The organism is Neoalteromonas arenosi, from assembly GCF_030362855.1.
Lineage (GTDB): Bacteria > Pseudomonadota > Gammaproteobacteria > Enterobacterales > Alteromonadaceae > Alteromonas_E > Alteromonas_E arenosi.
In genome coordinates, this window is sequence record NZ_JAUCBP010000007.1 from 749205 (window position 1) to 775045 (window position 25841).

At 45.4% G+C, this 25841-nt stretch carries 20 protein-coding genes; all 20 read right to left on the reverse strand.

Annotation, left to right across the window (positions count from 1 at the left end; all coding sequences use genetic code 11):
* Positions 1 to 121: 121 nt before the first annotated feature.
* On the reverse strand, positions 122 to 2470 hold the full coding sequence (locus QTP81_RS09735; protein ID WP_289365160.1) for an efflux RND transporter permease subunit: 2349 nt from the start codon (positions 2468 to 2470) through the stop codon (positions 122 to 124).
* Positions 2471 to 2478: 8 nt separating this feature from the next.
* The gene (locus QTP81_RS09740; protein ID WP_289365161.1) at positions 2479 to 3501 is read right to left on the reverse strand and encodes a beta propeller repeat protein; all 1023 of its coding nucleotides are present in this window, start codon (positions 3499 to 3501) and stop codon (positions 2479 to 2481) included.
* A gap of 69 nt (positions 3502 to 3570) precedes the next feature.
* On the reverse strand, positions 3571 to 4938 hold the full coding sequence (locus QTP81_RS09745; RefSeq protein ID WP_289365162.1) for a DUF1329 domain-containing protein: 1368 nt from the start codon (positions 4936 to 4938) through the stop codon (positions 3571 to 3573).
* An 11-nt stretch (positions 4939 to 4949) separates the two neighbouring features.
* The gene (locus tag QTP81_RS09750) at positions 4950 to 7028 is read right to left on the reverse strand and encodes a DUF1302 domain-containing protein (protein WP_289365163.1); all 2079 of its coding nucleotides are present in this window, start codon (positions 7026 to 7028) and stop codon (positions 4950 to 4952) included.
* 181 nt (positions 7029 to 7209) lie between these two features.
* Positions 7210 to 7443 carry a DUF2835 family protein gene (locus QTP81_RS09755; protein WP_289365164.1) on the reverse strand — a complete coding sequence of 78 codons (234 nt, stop codon included), beginning with the start codon at positions 7441 to 7443 and terminating at the stop codon, positions 7210 to 7212.
* Between the two features lie 3 nt (positions 7444 to 7446).
* The gene (gene pepN / locus QTP81_RS09760; RefSeq protein ID WP_289365165.1) at positions 7447 to 10002 is read right to left on the reverse strand and encodes an aminopeptidase N; all 2556 of its coding nucleotides are present in this window, start codon (positions 10000 to 10002) and stop codon (positions 7447 to 7449) included.
* Positions 10003 to 10014: 12 nt separating this feature from the next.
* The gene (gene nhaC, locus QTP81_RS09765; RefSeq protein ID WP_289365166.1) at positions 10015 to 11505 is read right to left on the reverse strand and encodes a Na+/H+ antiporter NhaC; all 1491 of its coding nucleotides are present in this window, start codon (positions 11503 to 11505) and stop codon (positions 10015 to 10017) included.
* Positions 11506 to 11517: 12 nt separating this feature from the next.
* Entirely contained in the window at positions 11518 to 12852 is a 1335-nt protein-coding gene (locus QTP81_RS09770) for a sodium-dependent transporter (protein WP_289365167.1), read from the reverse strand.
* A gap of 92 nt (positions 12853 to 12944) precedes the next feature.
* Positions 12945 to 14984, reverse strand: a complete 2040-nt coding sequence (gene prc, locus QTP81_RS09775) for a carboxy terminal-processing peptidase (RefSeq protein ID WP_289365168.1) — start codon at positions 14982 to 14984, stop codon at positions 12945 to 12947.
* Position 14985: 1 nt separating this feature from the next.
* Complete coding sequence (proQ, locus tag QTP81_RS09780) at positions 14986 to 15639, reverse strand: RNA chaperone ProQ (protein WP_289365632.1); 654 nt, start codon at positions 15637 to 15639, stop codon at positions 14986 to 14988.
* 13 nt (positions 15640 to 15652) lie between these two features.
* Complete coding sequence (locus QTP81_RS09785) at positions 15653 to 15946, reverse strand: hypothetical protein (RefSeq protein WP_289365169.1); 294 nt, start codon at positions 15944 to 15946, stop codon at positions 15653 to 15655.
* Positions 15943 to 16395 (reverse strand): GAF domain-containing protein, encoded by a 453-nt coding sequence (locus QTP81_RS09790; protein WP_289365170.1) that lies wholly within the window; start codon positions 16393 to 16395, stop codon positions 15943 to 15945. The genes QTP81_RS09785 and QTP81_RS09790 overlap by 4 nt, the downstream gene beginning before the upstream one ends.
* Positions 16396 to 16402: 7 nt before the next feature.
* Positions 16403 to 17107, reverse strand: a complete 705-nt coding sequence (locus QTP81_RS09795) for an SIMPL domain-containing protein (protein ID WP_289365171.1) — start codon at positions 17105 to 17107, stop codon at positions 16403 to 16405.
* A 78-nt stretch (positions 17108 to 17185) separates the two neighbouring features.
* On the reverse strand, positions 17186 to 18415 hold the full coding sequence (locus QTP81_RS09800; protein ID WP_289365172.1) for a nucleoside recognition domain-containing protein: 1230 nt from the start codon (positions 18413 to 18415) through the stop codon (positions 17186 to 17188).
* A gap of 60 nt (positions 18416 to 18475) precedes the next feature.
* Positions 18476 to 19558 (reverse strand): pyridoxal-phosphate-dependent aminotransferase family protein, encoded by a 1083-nt coding sequence (locus QTP81_RS09805; RefSeq protein ID WP_289365633.1) that lies wholly within the window; start codon positions 19556 to 19558, stop codon positions 18476 to 18478.
* 498 nt (positions 19559 to 20056) lie between these two features.
* Entirely contained in the window at positions 20057 to 20581 is a 525-nt protein-coding gene (locus QTP81_RS09810) for a gamma carbonic anhydrase family protein (protein ID WP_289365173.1), read from the reverse strand.
* Positions 20581 to 21447 carry an acyl-CoA thioesterase gene (locus QTP81_RS09815; RefSeq protein WP_289365174.1) on the reverse strand — a complete coding sequence of 289 codons (867 nt, stop codon included), beginning with the start codon at positions 21445 to 21447 and terminating at the stop codon, positions 20581 to 20583. The genes QTP81_RS09810 and QTP81_RS09815 overlap by 1 nt, the downstream gene beginning before the upstream one ends.
* Positions 21444 to 23276: a protein kinase domain-containing protein gene (locus QTP81_RS09820; RefSeq protein WP_289365175.1), complete on the reverse strand. Its 1833-nt coding sequence runs from the start codon at positions 23274 to 23276 to the stop codon at positions 21444 to 21446. Before QTP81_RS09820 ends, QTP81_RS09815 begins: the two co-directional genes overlap by 4 nt.
* 2 nt (positions 23277 to 23278) lie before the next feature.
* Positions 23279 to 24121, reverse strand: coding sequence for a 23S rRNA (adenine(2030)-N(6))-methyltransferase RlmJ (locus QTP81_RS09825; RefSeq protein ID WP_289365176.1), 843 nt, complete (start codon positions 24119 to 24121; stop codon positions 23279 to 23281).
* Between the two features lie 97 nt (positions 24122 to 24218).
* On the reverse strand, positions 24219 to 25835 hold the full coding sequence (locus tag QTP81_RS09830) for a dihydrolipoyllysine-residue acetyltransferase (RefSeq protein WP_289365177.1): 1617 nt from the start codon (positions 25833 to 25835) through the stop codon (positions 24219 to 24221).
* Between the last annotated feature and the right edge of the window lie 6 nt (positions 25836 to 25841).

Genomic DNA, 25841 nt, shown 5'->3' on the forward strand with positions numbered 1-25841 from the left:
GGCGCGCTTTTAAAGTGATAATTTAACGACTTCTTTACACTTTAGATACTTATTCAAAATACGCAATAAAAAAGGGCAATATATGCCCTTTTATCACTTAAATATGCGGAAAATAACTGGTCTATCCATTATGTCCATTGTCGATATCACATGCTTCGCTGCGATTAAACCAAAGCAATCGCGCAATTGCTGGCAGAACCACAATAGCACCGAGCATATTCACCACGAACATAAAGGTTAACAAGATACCCATATCCATCTGGAATTTAAGCGCTGAGAACACCCATGTGCTTACGCCAACAGCGAGTGTTATACCCGTGAATAACACCGCACTTCCCCGCTCTTTTAATGCATCTAGATAGGCTGACTCAACTGAAGCACCTTGTTTCAAACGTCCGCTCATCGTCGATAGTATATAGATACCGTAATCCACCCCAATACCAACACCTAAGGCAATAACCGGTAAGGTGGATACTGTGAGCCCGATCTCAAGTATGGTCATCAATGCTTGAGCCAATACTGACACAACATAAAGAGGAATGACTACTGACAAGGTAGACCGCAGTGAACGGAAGCTCAGTAAACACAACAGTATGACGGCACCAAACACATATATCATCATTGGGTCTTGCGCAGCACTTACAGCTTCATTGGTTGCAGCCATTACGCCAACAGGCCCAGAAGCAAGCTTGAACGACAAGTTTTCGTTCTCAAACTCAGTGCGGTATTCCTTTACTGCGTCAACAACCCGCTCGATGGTTTCTGCTTTGTGGTCTGCCATAAACAAAATGACCGGCATGACCGAACAATCACCGTTAAGCAATCCTGAAGACGTCGGCACACGAGAGATTGCTTGCACTAGTGTTTGGGTATTACGCGGTAGGGTTTGCCATTTAATATTGCCTTCGTTGTAACCGGCATTTACCACTTTGGCCACAGAAGCCAACGAAACTGTAGACTGGACCCCCTGGACATTTTCCATGCGCCATTGGAAATCATCAATTGCACTCATAACTTCGTATGACGTACAAGACTCTGGTGCGGTCTCAACGATGACAGAAATATAGTCCACTGTAATTTCATAACGGTCGGTAATTAAGAAAGTATCTTGGTTGTACCGACTGTATTCGTGCAAGGCCGGCGCACCTGCGTGTAAATCTCCAATCTTCATTTTCTGAGATTGCATCCAACCTAGCGCGAATAACAACGCAGTGATCAACACGATACTGATCGCAGTGGTCTTCTTCGAACAAGACGCTATGGCATTCCAGAAGGCATTTGAACGATTCTCTTTACCGCTAAACTTTTGCTTGTACTTATCACCTAAGTTTACGTAGGACATAAGCACAGGAAGCAGAATTAAGTTAGTAAAGATAATCACTGCTACACCCATACTGGCAGTGATTGCCAATTCGCGGATGATGCCGATATCGATAACCAATAACGTCATAAAGCCCACGGTGTCAGATAACAATGCGATTCCGCCCGGGATTAACAATACGCGGAAGGCATCTTTAGCTGCATCGAGCACAGACATACCAGCTACAACGTTTTTACCTACAGCGTTAATCATTTGCACGCCGTGAGATACACCTATCGCGAATACTAGGAATGGCACCAGAATTGACATTGGATCGAGCCCAAAGCCCAACACTGTGAGCAGGCCTAACTGCCAAACGACCGCAATGATTGAGCATAGCAGTGGTAAAAAGGTTAACATTCCGGATTTACAGAAGAAGTAAACCATAAATGCAGTGATAACAATTGCTATGGCGAAAAACAGCAACACGTCTTTAGCACCATTGGCAACATCGCCAATCATTTTGGCAAAGCCAATAACGTGTATGCTGATCTTATCGTTTTCGTATTGACCGCGTAATTGATCTTCAAGTTCACCCGCTAACGCCAATGTATCAAGCGCTTCGCCTGTTTCAGGATCAATATCGAGCAACTGCGCAGTTACCATCGCACAAGAGTAATCATCTGAAACCTGACGACCAACAATCTTTGCCTTTTCAATATTTGCGGCAACCGTGTCTAGCGCATCTTGACTGGTGGAGTTAAAGTCAGCTGGAATGACTGGACCGCCTGCAAAACCACCTTCAACAATTTCAGTAAATCGGGTTGATGGTGCAAAAAGTGACACAACTAATGAACGGTCGACACCGTTGATAAAAAACAATTGGTCATGCACATTCTTGAGTGTGTCAAAAAAGTTCGTATTAAAGATGTTACCGCTACGATCACATACCGACACCAATATGTTATTCGCCCCGCCGAAATCTTCGCGGTGCTTCATATACGTTTGCATATATGGGTGCTTGAGCGGAATATTCTTTTCAAAGCCTGCGTCGAGCTTCAATTGTGAGGCGCTATACAACAAGCCAATAGTAATCAGCCCGAAAATGCCAATTACAAATCCGCGATTATTAAAAATTAATTTCTCGAGGAAGTTATTTATTTTCGACATAGGTCTTCCTACTTAGAAGTTAATGGGAGTAAGCCATCAGACGTAACCGCTGTATAGCTATTGTTATTCTTAAACACGGTAGCGATAGCGCTTTTACTCTCTAACTGCGTTATCCGCATCCCATTAGTACTGCAATTGTTTACAGTACCAGAGAATAATGTATCGACGTCGATATGGATGATCGCGCCATTATTACCGACCACTAATAGCTGACCATTATCTAATAACTTGACTGAATTCAACGTAGACGTTGTACAACTGTTGACGCGTTGCCAGTCGCCTTTATCGACTTGCGTATAAACCGCTCCGCGCAAACCAATCGCAACATTACGGCTGTCGTCAACGGGTTGGAAGTCGAAAAACGAGCCGAAATAATCGAGCTCATCACGCCCCCATGACTCACCCAAATTTTCACTGACTGCCAATAAGCCCGTTTCACCAGCCGCATATACTTTACCATTGGCATAAACGATGCGATTGATGTGCGGCAGGATTGAGTTTAGCTCTTCCAAATAAAAAGATTCATCCTCAGCGCGTATCTCTTCAAGGTATTCGATGTCGATTGGGTTTAACAAGGTTGCATGCTGTTCAGCATTCCAACTTTGTCCACCATCTCTTGTCCGGTAAAACAAGCCATAAGCGCCTACTGCTATACCGTGGGTGTCGTTGAAAAATAAAATATCCAGAAATGGACGCTCCATGTCAGGCTCGTTCATCTGTATTTCCCAGGTTGCTCCCCTGTCAGGCGAATGCATGATTGTCGCATCGTGACCGGCGACCCAAATATGATCGCCTAATACGTCTACCGCAGTGAGTGTCACCGCCAAAGGCAATGATAACTGCGTGAAATCTTGGGAATCTAATTCGCTAATTACTACATGACCACGTTCGCCTACGACGACGTGATATTGGTCAGTATCAGCATCTAGTAGTAATGATTTTTCAACTAGAGGTGCTTGAAAAGTTTCCGCGCCAACGGCGAAAGAGAGAGGAATTAAAAAGCTAGCCAGTAACCTTTTTCGTTGTGTCATACTCACCCACTTATAAAAAAACGGTTGGCGCTGCTCTCGCAACACCAACCGTTTCACTTGTTACGAATATTAACGCTTACCTTCGCGACGCAATGCAGAAGCGGTGAACTCGCGTTCATCTGGACGAATTGTGAAGTCATACATTTTTTCTTCATTATCCAATCCAATTGCTAGATAACGTCTTGAGTTAAGATCATGATATACATCAAGCGTAGACCAATGTGTCGGAACATCATAATAATTTACGCCATATGCTAACCCGACGCGATAAAGTTCGCCACGATTATCATACATATCAACAACATGAACTTGCCAACTGTCTTCGTCAATGTAGAACACACGCTTCTGATAAACGTGACGGAACTCGTCTTTAAGTGTTGCTTCAACCACCCATACACGATGTTTTTGGAAACGCGTTAGGTCAGGATTAACGTGATTTGGCTTCAGAATGTCTGCGTAGGAAACTTGGTCGCTGTGTAGCGCATAGTTGTTGTACGCAATGTACATTTCTTGTTTACCTTTAAGCTCCCAGTTGTAGCGATTCGGCGAGCCGTTGAACATATCGAAGTCATCGGTAGTACGCAGACCATCTGCAGCAGTTCCCGGTGTATCGTACGCAATATTAGGCGCTAAACGCACACGACGCTGACCCGTATTGTACGTCCAGGCTTTACGTGGCTCTTTAATTTGATCCACCGTCTCGTGAACAAGCAGTGCTGTGCCCGCTAAACGCGCTGGTTGCGTGACTTGTTGCTTAAACATGAACAAAATATTGTCTTCAAGCAACTGCTCTGGTGTTGCCGTTGGACGGGCATAATTGATTAACAATTCTTCATCGAAACCAATAACAACGTAATCACCGTTTGCTTGTACCGCAGCTTGACCGCCAAAACGAGCAACTGCTTCACCGCGATAACGCAGAATGTGATTCCAAATAGCTTCCAAACCGTTTTGTGGAATTGGGAAAGGAATACCAATTGCTGCGCCTTTAAGACCGTTACCACCGTCAAGCAACTCCGCACGCGTCGCGTTGGCTAGCGTTGCGTCATAGATAGCTTGTGGGTTAGATGCGCTGCGACGAGTTTGGTATACCGGCATGCGATAGGTATCAGGGTACGTCTGAAACATTTTCTTCTGACCTTCAGATAAAAACGCTGCATACTGCTGATAGTTAGCGGCCGTAATTTCGAATAATGGCTTATCATCAGGGAACGGATCAACATGGAAACCACCTGGCTGAAAACCTGCAGGAATTTCAGTGATGCCACCCGTCCACGCAGGGATAGAACCATCTGCGTTTCCAGCTTTTTCAGCACCTAGAGGTGTAAGTGAATCCCCTAATTTTGCCGCCTCGTCGGCACTTACTTTGGCAAGCGCTGTATGACTAGACAACGCAATCGTTAGCGCTGCTGCGACTATTCCTAATTTTTTAATCATAATACTTCTCTCTAGATTGCGTACTTAATATTAAACGACACAAAGTCACGGTCTGATAATGCGTTTGCAGTACCTGAGCCACCCCAGAATGCATTGTACGCTGCAGAGAATGACCAACGACTTAAGTAATCAAAAGTAAAGCTGACATTCGCTGATTTCACATCTTCAGTAAACAAGAACAGCGGGTTAGGCGTTGTTCCATTAACGTCGTGCGAGAATGCCACTCGAGTGCGTAAGTTCACACCTGAGAATATGTTGTTGTGGTCTGCCACAGCTAGCAAACGATAACCCCATGCACTCGCTGTTGCGAATTCATTGGTTTCAGGACCGTTTGATAATCCGACATGTAAACCTTCACGGAAGTTCAATGAACCGTCGCCATTTACTAGCGGCTCTAGCGACGGAGTACGAGCTGTTCCCGGAGTTTCGAGACGAATTACGCTCTGATCAGGGATATCTTGGATACTGACCACACCGACTTCACCAAGAAGAATGAAGTTATCAGCCCCGAACATTGGACCAAACACATGTGACGCGGTCATCTGAGCTTGCACAGTGTCTGAATAAAGTACACCGTCAACGATACCACCTGGCGCTACCGTGCGGCCCGTATTGGCGTATTGAGAAATGCCCGCCAAATCAGGACGTAAGCCGGCAGCAGCAAGCTGTTCTGGCATTGCTGCGTATAGCAATTCAACGTCGTCCATTTGCAATGGCTCGTCTTGACGATAGGCGATTTCACCGGCAAGAGCAGTAGTACCAACGTTAGTATTAAAGCTAAAACCGTAGAGTTTGATGTCTTCTGGATAAATAAACACAGCTTCAGCGAAAGTGTTTAGATCAGTAATGTTGTGGCGCGTGATTTCCTGTGTCGCCAAAACATTCAGGTCACGACCAATACCCGCTTGGGTAAAGTCAGATGCAATACCATTAATCAGTGGACGTTGGCTGTGGTAGTTAATGTGATAGAGACCAAATTCAGTGTTATTTAGCGCTTCAGAGAAATAGCCAATCTTAATACCGTATTGACCCTGGTCGTCTGCATCTTCATGAGCTGCGTCACTAAAACCACGAACACCCACTTTGGTGCTGTATGCTAACAACGCATTACCGATAGCACTGGCATCCGCTCCGGCGCGCAATGCGTCACCGAGATTATTCATTTCAGCCAATAAGTGGTTAAGGTCAATATCAGGGTTACCCGTGAAGCCAAGCTGAACGTTGTTAACCTGACCGCCCTCGCCCGCGAAATCGTTAGTAGAGAAATAACTACCGGCGACCGGTAATAAACTCTTTTCCCACTCGTATTGATAGTACGCAGAAAGACTTAGGTTATCAGTTACACCTAATGACGCCCATAGCATACCGACAGGAATAAATACTTCACTTAACTCCGCGCCTGGCGCTCTTGCACGAGGCACGTCAACCGGGTTAGTGGTGTTGATACCGTGTTGAATAAAAGTACTTTCGCCCCAGCTTACTACTTGATCACCCAAGCGCACTGAAAGTGGCATATCCCCGATGTAGGTATCGACATAGGCAAACGCGTCCAACAGACGAATATCTTGACACAGCTCATTACGCGCCTCTGGATCATCACAAAGGTCCGTTTCTACACCTGTAATTTTGTTAGACCACGGGCGGCTGCCATTGAGTAGTTCAAAGTCATGGAAATAAAAGAAACGCGTGAAGAAACCATAATCGCCAGACGAAATGTCTAGTTCATGTAAACCGATCACCTGTGTTGAAAAGGCTTGGCCTTGGTCAAAGTTAAGGTTCCCCAAGTCACTATTGGTACTGTAAGAACCTTGACCGCCGGCAATAGCCCAAACGTCAGCCGATGGATAGATAACGTTGGTTGCAGCGTTGTAACCTGTCCAATCGAATTGTGGCAAGTTGCTGTTACCAATCAACCCTAAATCACGTTTTTCAGTACGAATACTGGTCGCCAACGTAAATGTAGAGTCTAGATTAACTTCAACATCACCAAATTCCCAAGTTTTTGCATTCACATTACATGAGCCTGCAATCAATGCAGCAATACCCATTGCAAGAGGTGTTCTTTTGAATGCACTAGGCCTATTTATCATCGTTTTTATTCTCCTGAGCCTTTAACGATTAGTTAATGGCATTACGACCATATGTATACTGATTAACAAAATGATTACATCATTTGTACGCAATCGCAAGGACAAATCGTACCAGTTGAGTGGTATTTACATAACAGATATCTATTCCGGCTATTTTGTAAGCGATTTAACTGTACGAAAATTAGCTAATCTTAGTCAGACTGAGAATTTTATTGTCTGCGGTGGTAACGAGTCTGAAGGTGCCCTGAATTCCGTTTGGCCCAACGAACGGACGTAAGTTTTTGGTCGGCAACTGCACTCGAACCCCCGATGTGGTAGTTACCACTACAGTGTTGTGTTCACGCATGTACAAGTGTTCACATTGTGCATAACTCGCACTGATGGACAAATCGTATTCAATGTTTTTACTTACCATTGACTACTGCGCCAGACTTTTACTCACTTTCTCAAACAAATCACTACTTATTTGCGGGTTGTCCAAGATACGTGTCAAATGGAATTTAATTTTATCTTGACGGTCACTGTCGAATTTACGCCAGCTTAACAAAGGCGTAACGATCCGTGCTGCCACTTGAGGGTTAACCGGGTCAATAGCAAGCAGGTGATCGGTAAAGAACCGATAACCACTGCCATCTGACAAATGCAAGCCAGCGGTATTGTAAAATGCAAAACTGCCCAATATGGCACGGATACGATTGGGGTTTTTCAAGGTGTACTGCTTGTGCTCCATCAGTAGCTGTAGGCGCGCTAGAATATCAGGACGCTCAGTAGTAGCGTGAAGAGCAAACCACTTATCCAGCACCAACGGGTCATCCTGCCAGCGCTCTTCAAACTGTTGCATCAGAGACTCAAATGTTGACTGATTACCCAATTGAGCCGCTTGCAACGCAGTTAAAGTGTCAGTCATGTTATCCGCATTGGTAAAAAGCGTCGTTAACATGTCACTGGTATCTTGGCATTGGCTATACAGCTTCAGTAGTGTATTTAGCGCTTTGCGCTGAACAATTTGTTCAGGTGTGTAGGCATATTCATCACGTAACACCAAAGCAGCAAGTAGCTTTTCCAACATCGGTGCACACTCTATTGCTACGCGTTTATATACTGCTTTGTGACTATTGAGTAGCGCATCAACATTAACTTGCTCTAACCCTGCAACTAACGACTCCACCGACGGTGGTATCAATACCTCGCTAAGCAATGCCAAATTACGTTGTTCAGCGGTGATAAACTGCGCCATGAGTTGAGCGGTTTCATTTATAACACTGGCGTCGCCTTCCATATTAGCCAGCATCGCTTGCTTGAAAAGTGCCTGACTCGCCTCCCAACGATCAAAATCGCTTTTGGCGAAGGATAAAATACTGCCTAACTCAGCAAGGCTCGCTTGTTGCTCTACGATTACCGGCGCACTAAAACCGCTATTGACGCTAAGAACTCGATTACCACTGGAGACAGGCAGCAAAACCTCTTGCGTTTCACTCTTAAGCGCAACGGTCAGTTGGACCGACTCGCCTTGCCCGTTACTTGGAACCATTTCTAATTGAAGTGGAATAAGCAAGGCTTGCTTTGACGCTTGATCAGCCGTCGCGGGTGTATGTTGTCCTATGGTCAGCTTATCACCATGTTGAGCTATCGATATCCGTGGTGTACCCGATTGCCCATACCAACGCTTGAACAGACTTAAATCAATATCATTTGCGTCTTGCATAGCATTGACGAAGTCGTCACATGTAACGGCCTGTCCGTCATGGCGATCAAAGTAGAACCGCATTCCGCGCTTAAAGCCTTCAGGCGTCAGCAAGGTCCATAACATGCGGATAACTTCGGCGCCCTTGTCGTAAACAGTGACAGTATAGAAATTATTCATCTCTATGACTTCATCAGGTCGAATAGGATGACTCATTGGTCCCGCATCTTCCGCAAACTGATGTTCGCGGATGACTTTCACTTGCTTGATGCGTGTCGCTAAAGGTGAGTTAAATGTTTCACTAAAGATTTGATCGCGGAATACCGTTAAGCCTTCCTTTAGTGATAGTTGGAACCAATCGCGGCACGTGACTCGATTACCCGTCCAGTTGTGAAAGTACTCATGGGCAATGACCGACTCAATATTAAAATAATCATCATCTGTGGCCGTTTCGCTATCAGCCAACACAAACTTACTGTTAAAAACATTCAGTCCTTTGTTTTCCATTGCGCCCATATTGAAAAAATCGACCGCAACGATCATGTAAACATCTAAATCGTACTCAAGACCAAATACTTCTTCATCCCAGCGCATCGCTCGTTTCAACGAGTCCAGTGCGTGTTGGCCCCGGTTGAGTTTGCCTTTGTCAACATACAACTCAAGAGCGACAACCCGGCCACTCTGCGTAGTAAACTCATCGGTGAGCAAGTCAAAATCACCGGCCACTAGTGCGAACAAATAACAGGGCTTGCGGTGCGGATCCTGCCACTTAACCCAATGAGTTCCATCGTCGTTATGGCCACTCGCAAGCTTATTGCCATTTGATAGTAATTGCGGATACTCATCTTGTGGTGCGGTAATTGTCACATCATACATCGACAATACATCCGGGCGATCGAGGAAATAGGTGATCTTGCGAAACCCCTCTGCTTCACACTGAGTGCAAAACGCGCCGTCTGACAAATACAGTCCTTCTAACGAAGTATTGTGTGCAGGCGCAATCTCAACTACAGTGCTGAGAACAAAACTATCTGGTACTCCATTTATCGTTAATGCTGTCTCTGATAGTTGATAATCTGTCCATGCAATACCGTCAACCTCAACTGACTTAAGGGTTAATTGTTCTCCATCAAGACACAATGGACGTTCGTGACTGCCAATGCGCGTAACTTGCAACACTGCAGATACGCTCGTTGCGTCAGCAGCTAGCACAATCTTTAAATCAATATGATCGACCGTAAAATCTGGCGGTAAATAGTCTTCACGACGCTTAGCGGCTTTGATACTCATCGATAACCTGTCTTACTTTGTTTCTACCATATGTGGTTTGAGGTTCGGTGGTGTAACGCGCAAGATTTTTATACCTAAATACGCGTAAATAACAGCCAAAATAGGGCTAATTACATTAAAGAACGCATAAAATATATAAGTAAACGGGTGAACGCCTAAAACACCAGACATATATGCCCCACAGGTGTTCCAAGGAATTAATGGCGAGGTCAGTGTGCCACCATCTTCTAGGCTGCGAGACAGATTTAATTGATCCAATCCGCGCGCTTCAAACTCTTCTTTATACATACGGCCTGGCATAACAATCGCCATGTACTGATCAGCGGTTACCATGTTTGTGCCTATACAAGTTAGAATAGTCCGTGAAATCATATCACCGGCGGACTTCGCGCCATGTAAAATGGCGGAAACTACACGTTTCAAAAGCCCTACTTTTTCAAGCACTGCACCGAATGACATAGCACAGATAATAAGCCAAATGGTATTGAGCATACTCGACATACCACCACGCGATAACAGCGAGTTTAAGTTCTCATCCCCGGTGGAAAAGTTCATCTTTTCAAACAGCGCTGTCCATACAACCGTTAGATTGCCCAGAAAACCCGAGAATTCAGAATTATTCATCGAAGCAACCACATCAGCTTGAAACAGCATCGCCCATAGACCACCTAATAGTGCGCCAATTGACACCGCTGGGAATGCTGGCATTTTACGTACTGCCAAAACCAGCAAAACGACTAACGGTACCAATAAATGGATACCTAAGTTGAAGTTTTCAGCAAGTAACACCTGCATCTCGGCTATACGCGCATTGGTTGCGTCTAAGTCTTGGTTAAATCCAAGTAATAAAAACAATAGTAGTGCGATAATAAAGCTAGGGATGGTAGTCCAAAGCATATAACGGATGTGCTCGAACAGGTTTGTTCCTGCAATCGCTGGCGCTAAGTTAGTGGTTTCCGATAACGGCGAAATTTTATCGCCAAAATAAGCACCAGAAATGACTGCTCCTGCGGTGATAGCCGCTGACATGCCCATCCCTTCAGAGACGCCCATTAACGCCACACCGACCGTTGCTGCTGTGGTCCACGAACTACCAATACTCATAGCAACGACGGCACAGATCAGACAAGCTGCAGCATAAAAAATAGCAGGGTTTAGTAATTCTAGACCATAATAGATCAGCGTCGGCACAGTACCGGCTAACATCCACGTCCCTATCAGTGAGCCAACCGCAAGTAAGATAAGACAGGCACCCAAAGACATTGAAATACCTTTGACAATCCCCTTTTCAATAGCATCCCATGTATAACCGTTCTTCAAGCCGATAATTGCGGTAATACCCGTTGCAAGCAGCAACGCGATTTGGTTGGGACCAAAAGATGAGCCGTCGCCAAAAATATACACGGCTCCACCCATCATAATAATAAGCAGCACCAATGGAATCATGCTATCGAGTAACGAAGGCTCTTTCAGCTCTGGCGTGTTGTTCGTTTCGTTTGTCATTGATAAGCCGTCCTATAGCACTGAGCGGATAAACATAAAGAAGATGACGACCGGGCAAATAAACTTTACATAAACCGGCCAAATTTTCCAAAACAAGGTGCCCTCAATATCCGGCGAACCTTCCTTCAACTCGTTGAGCAAACCATTGCGATTCCAGACCCAACCAGCAAAAATACACAGTACCATTCCCAATAGCGGTTGACTGTACTCTGTTGTGGCAGTGATCACTAAGCCAAACAGCTGGCTAAAATTTAGGATAATTAATGTACTTACCGCGAAAATCACTAGCGCGATAGACCAAACAGCTGTCTTACGACTAACGTTTTTGCTTTCAACCATGTAGGCAACGGGGACTTCTAGCATTGAGATAGACGACGTAAGTGAAGCAATTATCATTAGTGCAAAGAACGCAAATGCGATAAGTGGACCTACGGTTTCAATCGTGTCGAACAATGCCGGTAGTACGGTAAAAATCAATTGGTCGCTGCCAATCAACTTGCCTTCGGCGTCGAGAATTTCAACGCCATTGGTTGCGGCAACGTACATTGCGGGAATGATCAGCATTCCCGCTAACACTGCCACGCCAATATCAACCAATGCAACACTGGCCCCTAAAGACGGTAAGTGCTCTTTCTTGCTGATGTAAGAGCCGTAAACCAACATAGTTCCGACCCCCAAAGACATGCTAAAGAACGCTTGCCCCATTGCGCTAATTAGCAGCTCGGGATTTAATACTTTAGAAAAATCCGGGACTAAATAGGCTTTCCAACCCTCTGCTGCACCCTCTTGTGTGCTTACATATACGATCAGCAGCAATATTATGAAGATCAGTGTTGGCATTAAACGCACTGACCAGCGCTCAATACCTTGGCGTACACCACCGGTGACAATAAATGCGGTCAAACCAAAGAACAGCGCACAAAGAATTAAGTTCCGCGACGTAGAGAACCCGACCAACCATTCACTCACTGCCGTGGCACCGACAAAGCTCGTCACTGATTCAGCGAAATAAGCTATCATCCATCCGCCAACGATGGCGTAAAAAGCCAGTATTAATGAAACCGTAATGCAGCCCCATATCCCGACGGCTCGACCGACTTTATTACCAGAGATTTTACCTAAGGCATCGACCATGTTGGAGCGCTTTGCGCGGCCAATCACTAACTCCGCCATTAATACTGGATAGGCCAACACAAAGGCAAGCAGCAAGTAGACTAGCACAAAGGCTGCACCACCATTATCCGCTACTTGGTTTGGAAAGCCCCAAATATTCCCGAGTCCAACAGCTGAACCAGCTGCGGCTAAAATAAAGCCAAAGCGAGATGAAAATTCTCCGCGAGCACTCATGCATATCCCTCTTTATTGTAATTATTATGCGGTCGCCAGATGACGAAAAACGGGCTCTACAAAAGAGCCCGTTGATTATAATCAGTATTTAGTTAATTTGTTCGAATCGCGTATTTGCCGGTATCAATCATATCAACAGTGATATTCGCGGCTTCCAATAGGAATGGGTCATCGAACTCAATATCGTCAGGTAAATCGTCCAGACTTGCCACTGTCTCTTTGCCCATGCGAACTAAACGTTCATTTACACGTGCAAGGCGTTTCTGCTCGGTTTCAGCTTTTTTCGCTAGCCGTTCAGATTCAACCAAAGAGACAAAGGTTTCGTCTTTATTCGCTTGATACTCAGCGATGTCTTCGTATAAATATTGGAACTCAGGATCTTGCATCACGCGCTTTTTGTGTTTAGCGGCCAACACGTCCAGAGTCTGCTGGCTGTCACTAAACGTCATGTAGTTCGCGCGATTAATACTATCCCATGGCAAAGCATTTTCTTCCTGACTTTCCCCCCACTCAGCTGGGTCAACGGCACTCGGGTAAGCAATATCTGGCACAACCCCTTTGTGCTGAGTACTACCTCCAGAAATGCGATAAAACTTAGCGATCGTGTATTGCACGCTACCTAGGGGGTTATCGTACAAATCGTATACCCGACCTAGAGGCTTGTGCTGTTGCACTGTGCCCTTGCCAAACGTTTGCTCACCGATGATCAATGCACGGTTGTAATCTTGCATTGCTGCCGCAAAGATCTCTGAGGCTGAGGCACTGTAGCGATCAACCAAGACCGTTAGCGGCCCGTCGTAATGCACTTTACCGTCGCGGTCTTTATCAACTTTAACGCGACCTTCGCTGTAGCGAATTTGTACCACAGGGCCCTGTTCGATAAACAACCCCGTCAATGCAATGGCCTCTGGTAAAGAACCACCGCCATTGCCGCGCAAATCGATGATGATACCTTTCACGTCTTGCGCAACAAGTTTATCAATTTCGCGTTCAACATGTTCGTGTAACGCATTGTAGAATGAAGGGATCTCGATAACGCCAATCTTCTCGCCAGCATTAGCCCCAATCTCTGGAATAATTACTTCAGATTTGGCTTCGCGATCTTCAAGTTTGATTTTGTCACGCACAAGTTCAACAACAGACATCGCTTTGCTGTCGCCACTGCCCTTCATGATTTGCAGGCGGACTGTGCTTCCCTTAGGGCCTTTGATGAGATCGACCACTTCATCTAAACGCCAGCCCACAACGTCCACAAACTGTTCTTCAGCTTGCGCTACAGCAACAATTTTGTCTTCTGGCTTGAGCTTGTTTGAAGCATCAGCAGGTCCACCCGGGACGATGCTTTGGATCACGGTGTAATCATCTTCTAACTGTAAAACCGCACCTATCCCTTCAAACGATAAGTTCATTTCCATTTGGAAACGCTCAGCATTGCGCGGTGAAAGGTAGCTAGTATGTGCCTCGATACTGCGAGCAAAAGCATTCATTACAGTTTGGAATACATCCTCACTCGATGTCTGAGTCAGCCGTTTAATCGCGCGCTCATAGCGCTTCGTTAACAACTCACTGATTTCCTCAGAAGTTTTATCTGCCATGTGTAGATTAAGCGCATCGTATTTAACCCGTTGTCGCCAAAGTTCATCAAGCTCTGCAGTCGTCGTCGGCCACTCTGCGTCTTCTCGTTGGTAATGGAATTTGTCACCAGCGACCGTAAAGTCAAATGGCGTATCGAGTAGCGACAATGCGTACTTGAAACGTTCAACACGGCGCTGTAGGCCTACACTGTACATTTCGTAAGCCAAGCTTAAGTCACCCAATTTAAGCGCCTCATCAAACTCCGTTTGACGAGCACTAAATTTGTCAACATCAGACTTTAAAAGAATGTTCTTATTCGAGTCTAACGAACGCAGAAAGCGTTCAAAAATCTTGATAGACAACGCATCATCTAACACCACGTCTGAATAGTGTGCGCGGGTAAATGTTCTAGATACGCGTTTGGCCGCAGCCTCGTGCTGTGACTCTTGTTGTAAAATTGGTAGGGAATCGACAGATTCAGACGTAGGTGCTGCTATGGTGATGGCAGATGCTGCAATGACAGCAGATATCATCGACAAACGGAGCATTTTTTTCATATTACGACCTCTTGGAACTCGCCAAACGCAACGCATTTTGGTCCACCTTTACGACCATACCCGTGTCGAGTTGCACATGGATACCATCTTTCGCGACTTCAGTGATTACGGCAGGCATAGGTACTTTACCTAACTTAACTGTAACTTTAGTACCTACAGACACATCTGTCTCAGTGAGCTTTTGCGGAATTGGCTTATTAGAGCGAGAACTAGCTGAGTTAGTTCCCTTCTTAGCACTAAATGTCTTAGTGGATTTAGTGTTGCTTCCCGGTTTTTCGAATCGACGCTTTGGTTGCGCCTTTTTGAATTCTTTGCGCTTTTCTGCTGCTGCGGCCTTGCTTTCTTCTAGTTGTTTCTGTGCGTGCTCAGCGTGTTCTGCTTCGATTTGGGCATCAGCTTCACCTTGCAGATTTACGCGACTCACACCTTCTTTGACACTTTCCAAATAACGCCAGCTATTGGTGTAATGACGGAGTGACGAACGCAGTAACGTCTTACTCACGCGCGGCTCGTCTTCTAACGCCGCCGCTAAATCTTGAAAGATCCCAATTTTAAGGGGTTTAGCATCACCATTGATACTAAAGCAATTAGGGAATGTTTCAGCTAAAAATGCGATGACTTCTTTACTATTGGCAAATTTTTGCGGTGTTTCCATTGAGCTTGAGGCACTATTCATAATTCGTCTCGTGTTCTGAATCATCCCAAGTTGCTAGCAATTGGTCAACCCAATCAGACAAATCATCATCGTCTATTTCAGTTAGTTGTTGTTCTTTGTACCAAAACTCCCACGTGTGCTGCAGCATTTTTTCAAGTGATGCGGTATCTATTTCATCATCAACACGACTGTAGAGTGCATGCAGTAATAGATTCAGCGAATCACTTGCTGCCTCAGGATCATCGTGGTAATCATCCATATCAGCAGGTGTCGACAACACCGTATGAATATCAATCAGCTCTTTCATGACCAGTTTGCCACAAGAATATTTACAATTTCGCTAAGGTTTTCTGCATCAATCGCGCTAAAGCGGTCAAATTCTGGGCTATCAATGTCTAAAACAGCCACAACTTCATCATTAACAATCAGCGGTATCACGATTTCTGAGTTGGAAGCAGAGTCACACGCAATATGTCCTTCAAACAGATGAACATCGGCGACTATCTGAGTGACTTTTGTCGCTGCAGCTGTCCCACAAACACCTTTACCAAAGGCGATGCGAATACACGCAGTTTGACCTTGAAAAGGACCTAATACTAATTCACCGTCAACAACACGGTAAAACCCTGCCCAGTTTAATCCTTGCATACCGTTAAACAGCAATGCACTTATATTCGCCATATTCGCGATAACATCGCTTTCATCGGCAGTCAGGGCGCGCGCTTGCGCAATCAGAGTTTGATAGTCGGTTGTCATAATTACCTTACAATAGAGAAAAAACGGCCGTTACGTTTGCATTAATGACTTGCGTGCCAGCCAATGCCGTTGACATCTCAGCATCCATTGTCATTGCTCGATGCTGTGGAATCCCTTGATTATGGTGTTGATTAACAGAAATTAAATAGCCAATGCTGTCCTTAGTTGGCCGCACAATAACTTCAGCCTTTTTTTGCGCGTCTTGCATCGCTAGCGCTAATGCTTGCTCATACAACGCGTCCGCATTACTCACTATAAATTCAAAATTTTCAATCCCTGTTGCGCCAGCGCGCAGAACCGCGTCGATGAGTTGGCCATATTGTCCAATACTGCTGTGGTTAACACTGATCATCCGGGTTAAAACGAAACCAATTTGAATGCGTTCTCTGTCGCGCATTTCAAATCCAGGGCGCAGCGAAATTTGCATCGTTCGCACATACGATCGATCAACCTCAAGCGCATCAAGTGCATTGATAATTGCACGGGTTTTCTCTTCAATTTGCTCATTCAGTTTTGTCGCCACAGGGCCTTTCAATTCGACACTAAATACTACCCGAAAGCGGTCAGGAATAGCGCTAACGGCTCCCTGACCTTGCACGGTCACTGTGCGCTGTAGCACCTGATTATTCTGCGAATACAGCTGCGCTTGAGCTACTACTGCGGGCAAAAACAGCCCGATACTAATTACCCACTTTGCCATCCAAGTTGTCATGTGTTTCTCCTGGTAGATGAACGAATGAGCTTAGACTATCTCGACAGAACTGAACACCTAATGAACCGATATTCATTACTACCCAAAAAACCAATAGCTAACCATTATTGCCGTAAAAATACCGGCAAAATCGGCGGCCAAACAACACCCTACTGCGTAGCGACTGTGTTTGACTCCGACAGCACCCAAATAAACGGCCAATACATAAAAGGTTGTTTCCGTGGAGCCTTGCATCACTGAAGCTAAGCGGCCGACAAATGAATCTGCACCGTGATACTGCATTGTTTCAATCATTAAAGCGCGTGCCCCAGAACCACTTAGAGGCTTCATCAATGCCGTTGGAATAGCATCAACAAATCGCGTATCAAAACCGAGTAAAGCGACACCGCCAGCAATCGCTTCGCCGACATAGGTCAATAAGCCACTCGCACGTAACATGCCAATCGCAAACAACATCGCCAATAAATAAGGAATAATCATGATCGCGACGTCAAACCCCTTTTTGGCTCCTTCGACAAACAACTCGTAGGTATTTTGTCCTTTGCGCCAACCGGCAATAAGTACTATCACCACAAAAGACAATAACGCAAAGTTAGCCACCAGACTTGACTGCTGCGCCAATTGTTCAGATGCCAGGGTGGAAAAATACAAAATAATGGCTGTCAACAGGCTAAAAATTGCCAACAGATAAAGCATCACAACACGATTAAATAAATTAACTCGTTGCACGGCACAGGTTACAAATAGCCCGACCAAGGTTGATGCACTTGTTGCGAGTAAGATTGGAATAAAAACATCGGTAGGTTGGGCGGCACCCTGCTCTGCGCGGTACAAGAATACGGCAATAGGAAAAAGAGTAACTGATGATGTATTCAATACGAGGAACAGTATTTGGCTATTGGTAAGCGTTTCCTTGTCATGCGCCAACGATTGCATATCTTGCATCGCTTTTATACCGAACGGTGTTGCTGCGTTATCAAGGCCCAAGACATTGGCTGACATGTTCATGGTAATACTGCCAATTGCGGGATGACCACGCGGAATATCCGGCATTAATCGGCACAGCAACGGCTCCAGTACCTTAGAGACTTTTGCAATTAAACCGGAATTCTCAGCAACCTGGAATATACCTAACCAAAACGCCAGCAAACCAATCAGGCCAATCGCAATTTCAACACTGAGTTTCGCCATTGCCGTGATGGCATCCATGGTATTGGCAAAAGCATTGAGTTCTGCAGAAAAAATGACCTGCCACAGCGTGGCTAAAAACGCTGCAACGATAAACGCCAACCAAATCCGATGTAACATGTAACCATCTCAAAACCGATCTACTTACATGGTACACCAGATGTTTTTTTTTGAGTAATTTTAGTTATTTAACACCGCATCCAAGGCTGCGATACAGTGTTGAACATTTTTCTCTGTACACGTACTTCCCATCAAACCAATCCGCCAAACTTTGCCGGCAAATTCACCTAAACCTGCGCCAATTTCAAGACCGAAACGCCGTAACAATTCACTCCGGACTGCTGCGTCATCAACACCATCAGGAATGTTGACTACGTTTAACTGTGGGAGCCTGTAGTCCTGGCTAACAGCAAAGCTCAAACCTAAGCTCTCCAGACCATTAACAAGTTTTTGGTGATGTGCGGCATGACGCTGCCAGGCATTTTCAAGGCCCTCTTGATGAACCATTAATAATGACTCGTGAATTGCATACAAACTATTCACCGGCGCCGTATGGTGATAGGCGCGTTTAGCCCCTTTACCCCAATAACCGACGATAAGGTTCATATCTAAAAACCAACTCTGTACGGGCGTTTTGCGGTTTTGTATAACATTAACTGCGGCGTCGCTAAACGACACAGGGGAAATACCAGGAACACAACTTAAACATTTTTGTGAGCCGGAGTACGTTGCATCGATTTGCCAATCGTCAACCTCAAGCTGCACTCCCGCCAGCGATGTTACTGTATCCACAATAGTCAAACAGTTGTGCTGCTTGGCGATCCGGCATAGCGTTTCAGCGTCATTGCGCACACCGGTGCTCGTTTCTGCGTGTACAAACGCGACGATTTTGGTATCCGGATGCTGTTTAAGTGCGGCTTCAAGCGCTTCGGGAGAGGTTTGTGTTCCCCAGGGACTTACAACCTCAACAGCAACACCACCGCAACGGATGACGTTTTCCTTCATCCGGCCGCCAAATACTCCGTTTATACACACAATGACCTTGTCATTTGGCTCAACCAAATTAGCGAAACAGGCTTCCATACCCGCAGATCCTGGCGCAGAAATTGGCATGGTTAAGGTATTTTTTGTGCGGAATACGTACCGCATTAAATCCCCGACTTCATCCATTAATCCAATGAACTGCGGATCTAGATGTCCCAACGTTGGACGAGCTAACGCATTCAATACACGAGGACTGACATCAGAGGGACCAGGTCCCATTAATGTGCGTTGTTGTGGAATAAAGGTTGAATAGTTTTGGCGAGATTGCGTATCACTCATTGAATACCTCCGGGAGAATCTTTTGTGATTGTTTCATACATTCACAGAAATTCAATTACCCATAACAGACATTCACGCAAATTATGTTTTGAGGATAACTTTGTGGATAACCAGTGGAACAAATTTTTTTTTACAAAATAACAAATTGTTTGTTAGGAAAAAATACTCGATTAGCAGCCAATATTGGCGTTCAGCTGCAATCGGAACCGGTCATTTTGTGGTCTAATAGCAATAGAATTTGCAGTAATCTGAACTTTTTAGGAAAATATGTTTAATATTTAACCAATTATGTTCTATTATTAATGTTCGAAATTTTGTAGTACATTTCTCCCAAGGAAAAGTTAGCGCACGGCTCAGCAATGAGCCATTCCCCTAGGCCCAGAATTTTTTAATTCTGGGCATTTTTTATGCGTAATAAAACCACAAGCACACAGCCTGCTATTGACTAATTAACGTCAACTGGCTGTTAAAATCCTTCGCATTTTGGGCGTAGTGTGCGGCCGATTTTTCCAGCTGTTCGCCCATTGCTTCAGGAATTGTCTTTACAATTTTTGCTGGGGAGCCCATCACCAAAGAATAGTCCGGAATCTCCATACCTTCGGTCACGAGTGAATTAGCACCAATTACACAATACTTGCCAATCTTAGCACCATTTAAGATTACGGCATTTATACCAATTAGGCTGTAGTCGCCTATTTCACAGCCATGCAACATAACCTTGTGACCAACGGTTATTCCCTTGCCTAATGTCAAGGGAATACCAAAGTCAGTGTGTAATACACTGCCGTCCTGCACATTTGTTGACTCTCCAATGGTAATCGTATCGCAATCTCCACGAATCACGGCGTTAAACCATACGCTAGCATTTTCATGTATTACGACCTTCCCCATAACATGCGCACCAGGAGCAACATAAGCGCTATTAGCGATATCCGGACAGTGTTGTTTAAACTGGTAGATCATTATTTGCCCCCTGTGTAACGCACCAAGCCTTCTTGCGCAGTGCTGGCGACTAACACGCCGTGTTGATTAAAAATCTTGCCATTGACCAACCCGCGAGCATTGCCACTTTTGGGGCTTTCCATTACATATAAATGCCATTCGTTTATATTGACCTCTTGATGAAACCATATCGAGTGGTCGATGGTAGCGATCCGCAACTTAGGGTCATTTATAGCTACCCCATGAGGCTGCAAGGCGGTACCCAGAAAGTGAAAGTCAGACGCGTAGGCCAAAACTGCGCGGTGCAAGCTGTCAGTATTTGGTAATGTCACCGGCGCACGCAACCATACCTGCTTTTGTGGCACAGTAATTTCAGTACTGTAAGGTTTCATTGCCTCCACTGTGCGCAGATCAATGGCCTTGTGGTAATGCATCGCATTGCGCATCCCTTTGCCAATCAAATGCCCGTTTTGTTCATAAAATTCGACGTCACTCAATGTAGATTCACAATCGGGTGCATCCGGCATCTCAGCAAACTGATGGGTTAAATTGTCTTCTTGTACTTGAAACGATGCGGTCATGTAGAAAATGTTTTTCCCGTTTTGAATTGCTTTCACGCGACGCGTGGAAAAGCTACCGCCATCGCGGACGTTTTCTACTTCATAAATAACCGGCTTACTCGCATCACCGGGTAGTAAAAAGTACGAGTGATAAGAGTGACATACCCGATCGTCAGGCACAGTTCTCGTTGCTGCCTCTAGAGACTGTCCTAATACTTGCCCCCCAAAAAGGGCGCGAAAGCCCAAGTCCCAGCTAATTCCACGATAGAGTGAAGCATCTAACGTTTCCAGTGCCATTAATTCTTCTAGGGATGCAATTTGTGTCATTCACTTGCCCTTGTTTGATTGGGATAATAATGCGTTTTTGCCTTTGCTCGATGTTCAAAGAAGCGCGTATCTTTATAGGGTAATTTCATAAAACCTGAAATGCCAATACCCTCAATAGTTGGTATTAGTTCGATTACACGCTCCAATAACTCAGAAAAACGCTGTTCTTCGCGATGATCGAGCAATTTGTAATAGTTGTGTATTTTCAAGTGTTTGGGTAATGCCTCGAATATAATACAACCGGTGTGATGGATTTTGTTCAGTTGGGCGATAATATCGAGTAACGGCTCGGGTAACTTAAGCAACTCGTCCGGATCTTCACCATCTTCAAAATACGAGTGCATCCGGCCTTCATCCTCAAATACCGATAATTTGCTTTTCTCAAACGGTATACGCATACCCGCGCTCGGCTGAAACGCCTGTGCCTCATCATCGCGTTCAATGTGTAAGGTGTCTTTGGCGTTGAACATGCAACTTTTAAAAATACCATCGCGGTGGATCGCTCGCGCGAGTGTAACAACCACGTTAACCGACATATCAAAACTGTATTTGAGTTCTGGGTCGAACAAATTGAGGCTTGAATCAATAAATACACCTTCTGGCTGCCAACGCACAACCAAACCGCCAACCACCGGATATTTACCTAAGCGAGAAACGGCAGCAATAAACGCCTTTTCTGTTTCGCCCATACCCTGCATATAGTTTTTGTAATAGCGCTCAAACTGGGCATCATTAATGTATTTTAAATCGTCTTCATCGATTTCTGCCTGCTGTCGTAAATAAGATTTTCTCGAGCTATACACAACAGTCTCAATTTCTTTTTCTCGCCGCGTAGCCCAGGAGGGTATTAAAGCAGCCATGGTCGGTGGCGGCGTAGTTGCCAACTTGATGTTCTTCAGCAGGTATATGTGTTTAAAGAAGGCATCGCCTGCCGCTCGTCGTTGTTTGTCATCGTCACTGAGTAAGCCAGTTAAAATATCTGCGAACACCCGCGGTAAACCCAGTGCCGAAGGGGGGATCACGTGGCGTCCAAACCGCGCAGACTGCCCCGATGCCAACGCATACAAAGTACTAGCAAGACCTTGCTCGTCAAAGCGTGGCGAGGACAACGCCCCATTTAGCTGATCATCGCCGATAAAATACACATCGCCCAAGCGCGAATTAGTGTGCTGGATATCAGCCGACATCAAATCCATCACGTTTTGATTAACATGCTGACCGTATTCATCTAATTGTGCATGGACACTACTGCCCCAATCTATCAAGCCTACAGTCTCTGTGGCGGCATCCCAAACCACGTTTGACGGCTTAATATCACCATGCACAATTGGCTTTAACCCCTTCACAGTTTTGTTGGTGCGCAGTGCAATCAACACATCGGCAAGCTGTACAGCAATTTTCAGCAGCATCCCTACCGGCAGTGGTCCTAAGCGTAATGAAACTTTCTCTAAATCTTCACCTTGTGCTCGGTGCATGACAAGAATGGATTGTCGCTTGATCTGTTGAAATTGAATTAATGGCGGCACGTGCGGATGCTGCACTTGGCCGAGCATAAAGGCTTCTTCTTCAAGACGATCTTGAACGTGTTGTGGTAGGTTAATACGTGAAAACTTAAACACATGTTCTTCGCCGCGGTTATTAGTGCCAGCGAAGGCAAAGCCAAAAGCGCCTTTACCGATCATCTCAATGTTTTTATAGCCCAAGCGTTGCAACTGTTTAGTACAGAGCGCGAACCAATCTTTTAATTTTTTGGCGTCCGCATGAGAGAGCAAATAAATGCTCTGCTCTTCGGGGATGTAAAAGTGTTTTAAATCACTTTGGTTCTGCATGACTACTCAGCGTGCACTAGCCAATCAAGTGTAGTTTTGGTCGCACCTAACTGGTGCGATAAATCGGGCAAGACGGCCTCGATAGATTCAAACAGTTGCCATGGCGGATTGATTATCAACATCCCTGACCCGTACATGCCTACATCACTGGTGGGGTCACTGACTTCAAGTTGTAAATTAAATGCGCTGGCGCATTCAAGTTGGGCTAATGCCGCTTGCATTTGTTCGCTGGCTTTGGCTTTCTGACCTGCCCGTTTTGTTAGCATTGGGTACCACACTAAAACGCACGCATTAGCCCAACGACGGAGCAATTTACCCACCGACGAATTCACTTGTTCATATTCACTTAATTGCTCATATGGTGGGTCAATAAGCACCACACCGCGTTTAATTTGGGGCGGCGTAGTCGCCAGTAGCCCTTCAAAACCATCACGGTTATGAATATTCGCGTTGCGTAAAAAACGCTGGCGCTTTAATTTTTGATATTCAGACGGATGCAGTTCCATAAGCGTCAGTTGATCATTATCACGTAACTGACTAGCCGCTAGCCAAGGGGAGCCTGGATATACCCCCTGCTCTGCCGCGGTAATAAGCAATGCCTGGTAGCGCTGTAATAATCCGTGATGCTGGGTGGCGGCATTAATCAGCGCCACACCCGTTTGGTATTCTTTGTTTTGTTCAACTTGTGCGTCGTCGAGCGCGTACGCACCTGCGCCTGCATGAGTATCAATAACCGAAAAAGGCTTGGTTTTTTGCGCCAGCTTTTCCAACACAGCTAACAAGCTTAGATGCTTTATAACGTCGGCGTGGTTGCCACTGTGAAAGGCGTGTTTATAGCTTAACAAACTGAGTTTCCAGGGGGATTTTATGCCAGCATTTAATCATTTGTGACCCCCTGAGTAAACTTGAAAAGCGCGCGGCTCGATGCCGCACGCAATTAATTTATCGCAAGCTAACCAACATTGTTGCTGGGTTTTGCAAATAACTCATAAACAGGTTATTAAATTTAACCATAGTTGCACCGTCAATTACTCGGTGATCACCTGACCAATTTATCGTCATAATATTTGCGGCAATGACCTTACCATCGGCATCAAAGCGAGGTAATTGTTGAGTTTTACCCAATGCGACAATGGCTACTTCGGGCTTATTGATCACTGGCGTTGCGGTTGTACCACCGATAGCACCTATATTTGAAATGCTAATCGTACCGCCGGTTAAATCAGTATTACTCAACCGACCCTCACGGGCTTTGTCGATTAAGGTATTGAGTTCAACCGCAATTTGCTCAATCGATTTATCTTGCACCTGCTTAATGTTAGGTACCAACAAACCAATCTTGCTATCGACTGCCAAACCAATATTGTGATCCGCTAAATACGTAAGCTCAGAACCATCAGCGGACAAGCGGCTATTCAACACCGGGAATTGCTGCAAGGTCATCGATAGTGCTTTGATAAAGAAAGGCATAAACGATAGTTTTATCCCTTTCTCAGCAAGGCTCGCCTTAAGCTGTCCGCGGAGTTCAATCAGAGCTGACATTTCTAATTCATCACTAACCGTAAAATGCGGAATCGTACTAACTGATTCAGTCATTTGCTTAGCCATGGCTGCCTGAATGCCTTTCACCTTAACCGTGACATCTTCTCGGCTGCTCGCTACTGGCGCGGAAGCTGACAACTCTGGGGCGTTTTGCGTTGCAATATTCGGTGCAGGGCTTTGCGATGCGCCAGCGGTCGCACCAGACGCTGCCGCCAGTACATCTTGCTTTAATACACGACCTTTTTTACCTGACCCTTTTACTGCAACCAAGTCGACATTGCGTTCACGCGCGATTCTGCGTACAGCAGGACTCGCCAGCACGCGACCAGGGATCGCAACCGGAGGTTCAAATTCGCCTCCTTGTTCGGAATGGTTAGCTGCCGCCACCGTTGTAGCACTAGCTGGCGCAGCAGCAACTGCCGGCTTGCTTGTGGCTGCGGCACCACTACTGTGCTCAGATTGCAGAGCAAAAAGAGGTGCGTGCACTTTAGCTATTTCACCCTCTTTGTAGTAGTGCTTAACAATGGTACCTGAATGTTTAGCTGGAATTTCAACCACGGCTTTATCCGTCATTACTTCAATAACAGCCTGATCTTCTTCAACGGCTTCACCTTCGGCGACTAACCACTTGATCACTTCACACTCAACAATTCCTTCACCAATATCCGGTAAAATAAAGTCTTCCACACCGCCGCTACTTGCGGCTGGTGTCTCAGTGGCTGTAGGCTCTTTGGCAACCTCGGCTGCTTCGTCAGACACTGGCGCTGCCGCTGTGTCACCATCTTTTACCATGGCAAACAATGGTGCATGTACTTTGGCTATTTCGCCTACCTGATAATAAAGCTTTTCCACTGTACCCGAGTACATGGCAGGAATTTGAACGGTCGCTTTGTCAGTCATAACCTCGGCAACAGGCTGATCTTCGACTACCCGATCGCCTTCTTTAACTAACCATTCCAGCAATTCGCATTCAACAATGCCTTCGCCAATATCGGGTAAAATAAAATCAATGCTCATAATCTT

Coding starts and splice junctions, on each gene's coding strand:
- QTP81_RS09785 (WP_289365169.1), bottom strand. CDS start 15,946: ATGAAAGAGCTGATTGATATTCATACGGTGTTGTCGACACCTGCTGAT.
- proQ (WP_289365632.1), bottom strand. CDS start 15,639: ATGGAAACACCGCAAAAATTTGCCAATAGTAAAGAAGTCATCGCATTT.
- QTP81_RS09740 (WP_289365161.1), bottom strand. CDS start 3,501: ATGACACAACGAAAAAGGTTACTGGCTAGCTTTTTAATTCCTCTCTCT.
- QTP81_RS09735 (WP_289365160.1), bottom strand. CDS start 2,470: ATGTCGAAAATAAATAACTTCCTCGAGAAATTAATTTTTAATAATCGC.
- QTP81_RS09810 (WP_289365173.1), bottom strand. CDS start 20,581: ATGATCTACCAGTTTAAACAACACTGTCCGGATATCGCTAATAGCGCT.
- pepN (WP_289365165.1), bottom strand. CDS start 10,002: ATGAGTATCAAAGCCGCTAAGCGTCGTGAAGACTATTTACCGCCAGAT.
- QTP81_RS09820 (WP_289365175.1), bottom strand. CDS start 23,276: ATGCAGAACCAAAGTGATTTAAAACACTTTTACATCCCCGAAGAGCAG.
- QTP81_RS09815 (WP_289365174.1), bottom strand. CDS start 21,447: ATGACACAAATTGCATCCCTAGAAGAATTAATGGCACTGGAAACGTTA.
- QTP81_RS09745 (WP_289365162.1), bottom strand. CDS start 4,938: ATGATTAAAAAATTAGGAATAGTCGCAGCAGCGCTAACGATTGCGTTG.
- QTP81_RS09755 (WP_289365164.1), bottom strand. CDS start 7,443: ATGGTAAGTAAAAACATTGAATACGATTTGTCCATCAGTGCGAGTTAT.
- prc (WP_289365168.1), bottom strand. CDS start 14,984: ATGAAAAAAATGCTCCGTTTGTCGATGATATCTGCTGTCATTGCAGCA.
- QTP81_RS09805 (WP_289365633.1), bottom strand. CDS start 19,558: ATGGGACCTGGTCCCTCTGATGTCAGTCCTCGTGTATTGAATGCGTTA.
- QTP81_RS09770 (WP_289365167.1), bottom strand. CDS start 12,852: ATGAGTGCTCGCGGAGAATTTTCATCTCGCTTTGGCTTTATTTTAGCC.
- QTP81_RS09795 (WP_289365171.1), bottom strand. CDS start 17,107: ATGACAACTTGGATGGCAAAGTGGGTAATTAGTATCGGGCTGTTTTTG.
- nhaC (WP_289365166.1), bottom strand. CDS start 11,505: ATGACAAACGAAACGAACAACACGCCAGAGCTGAAAGAGCCTTCGTTA.
- QTP81_RS09800 (WP_289365172.1), bottom strand. CDS start 18,415: ATGTTACATCGGATTTGGTTGGCGTTTATCGTTGCAGCGTTTTTAGCC.
- QTP81_RS09750 (WP_289365163.1), bottom strand. CDS start 7,028: ATGATAAATAGGCCTAGTGCATTCAAAAGAACACCTCTTGCAATGGGT.
- QTP81_RS09790 (WP_289365170.1), bottom strand. CDS start 16,395: ATGACAACCGACTATCAAACTCTGATTGCGCAAGCGCGCGCCCTGACT.
- QTP81_RS09830 (WP_289365177.1), bottom strand. CDS start 25,835: ATGAGCATTGATTTTATTTTACCCGATATTGGCGAAGGCATTGTTGAA.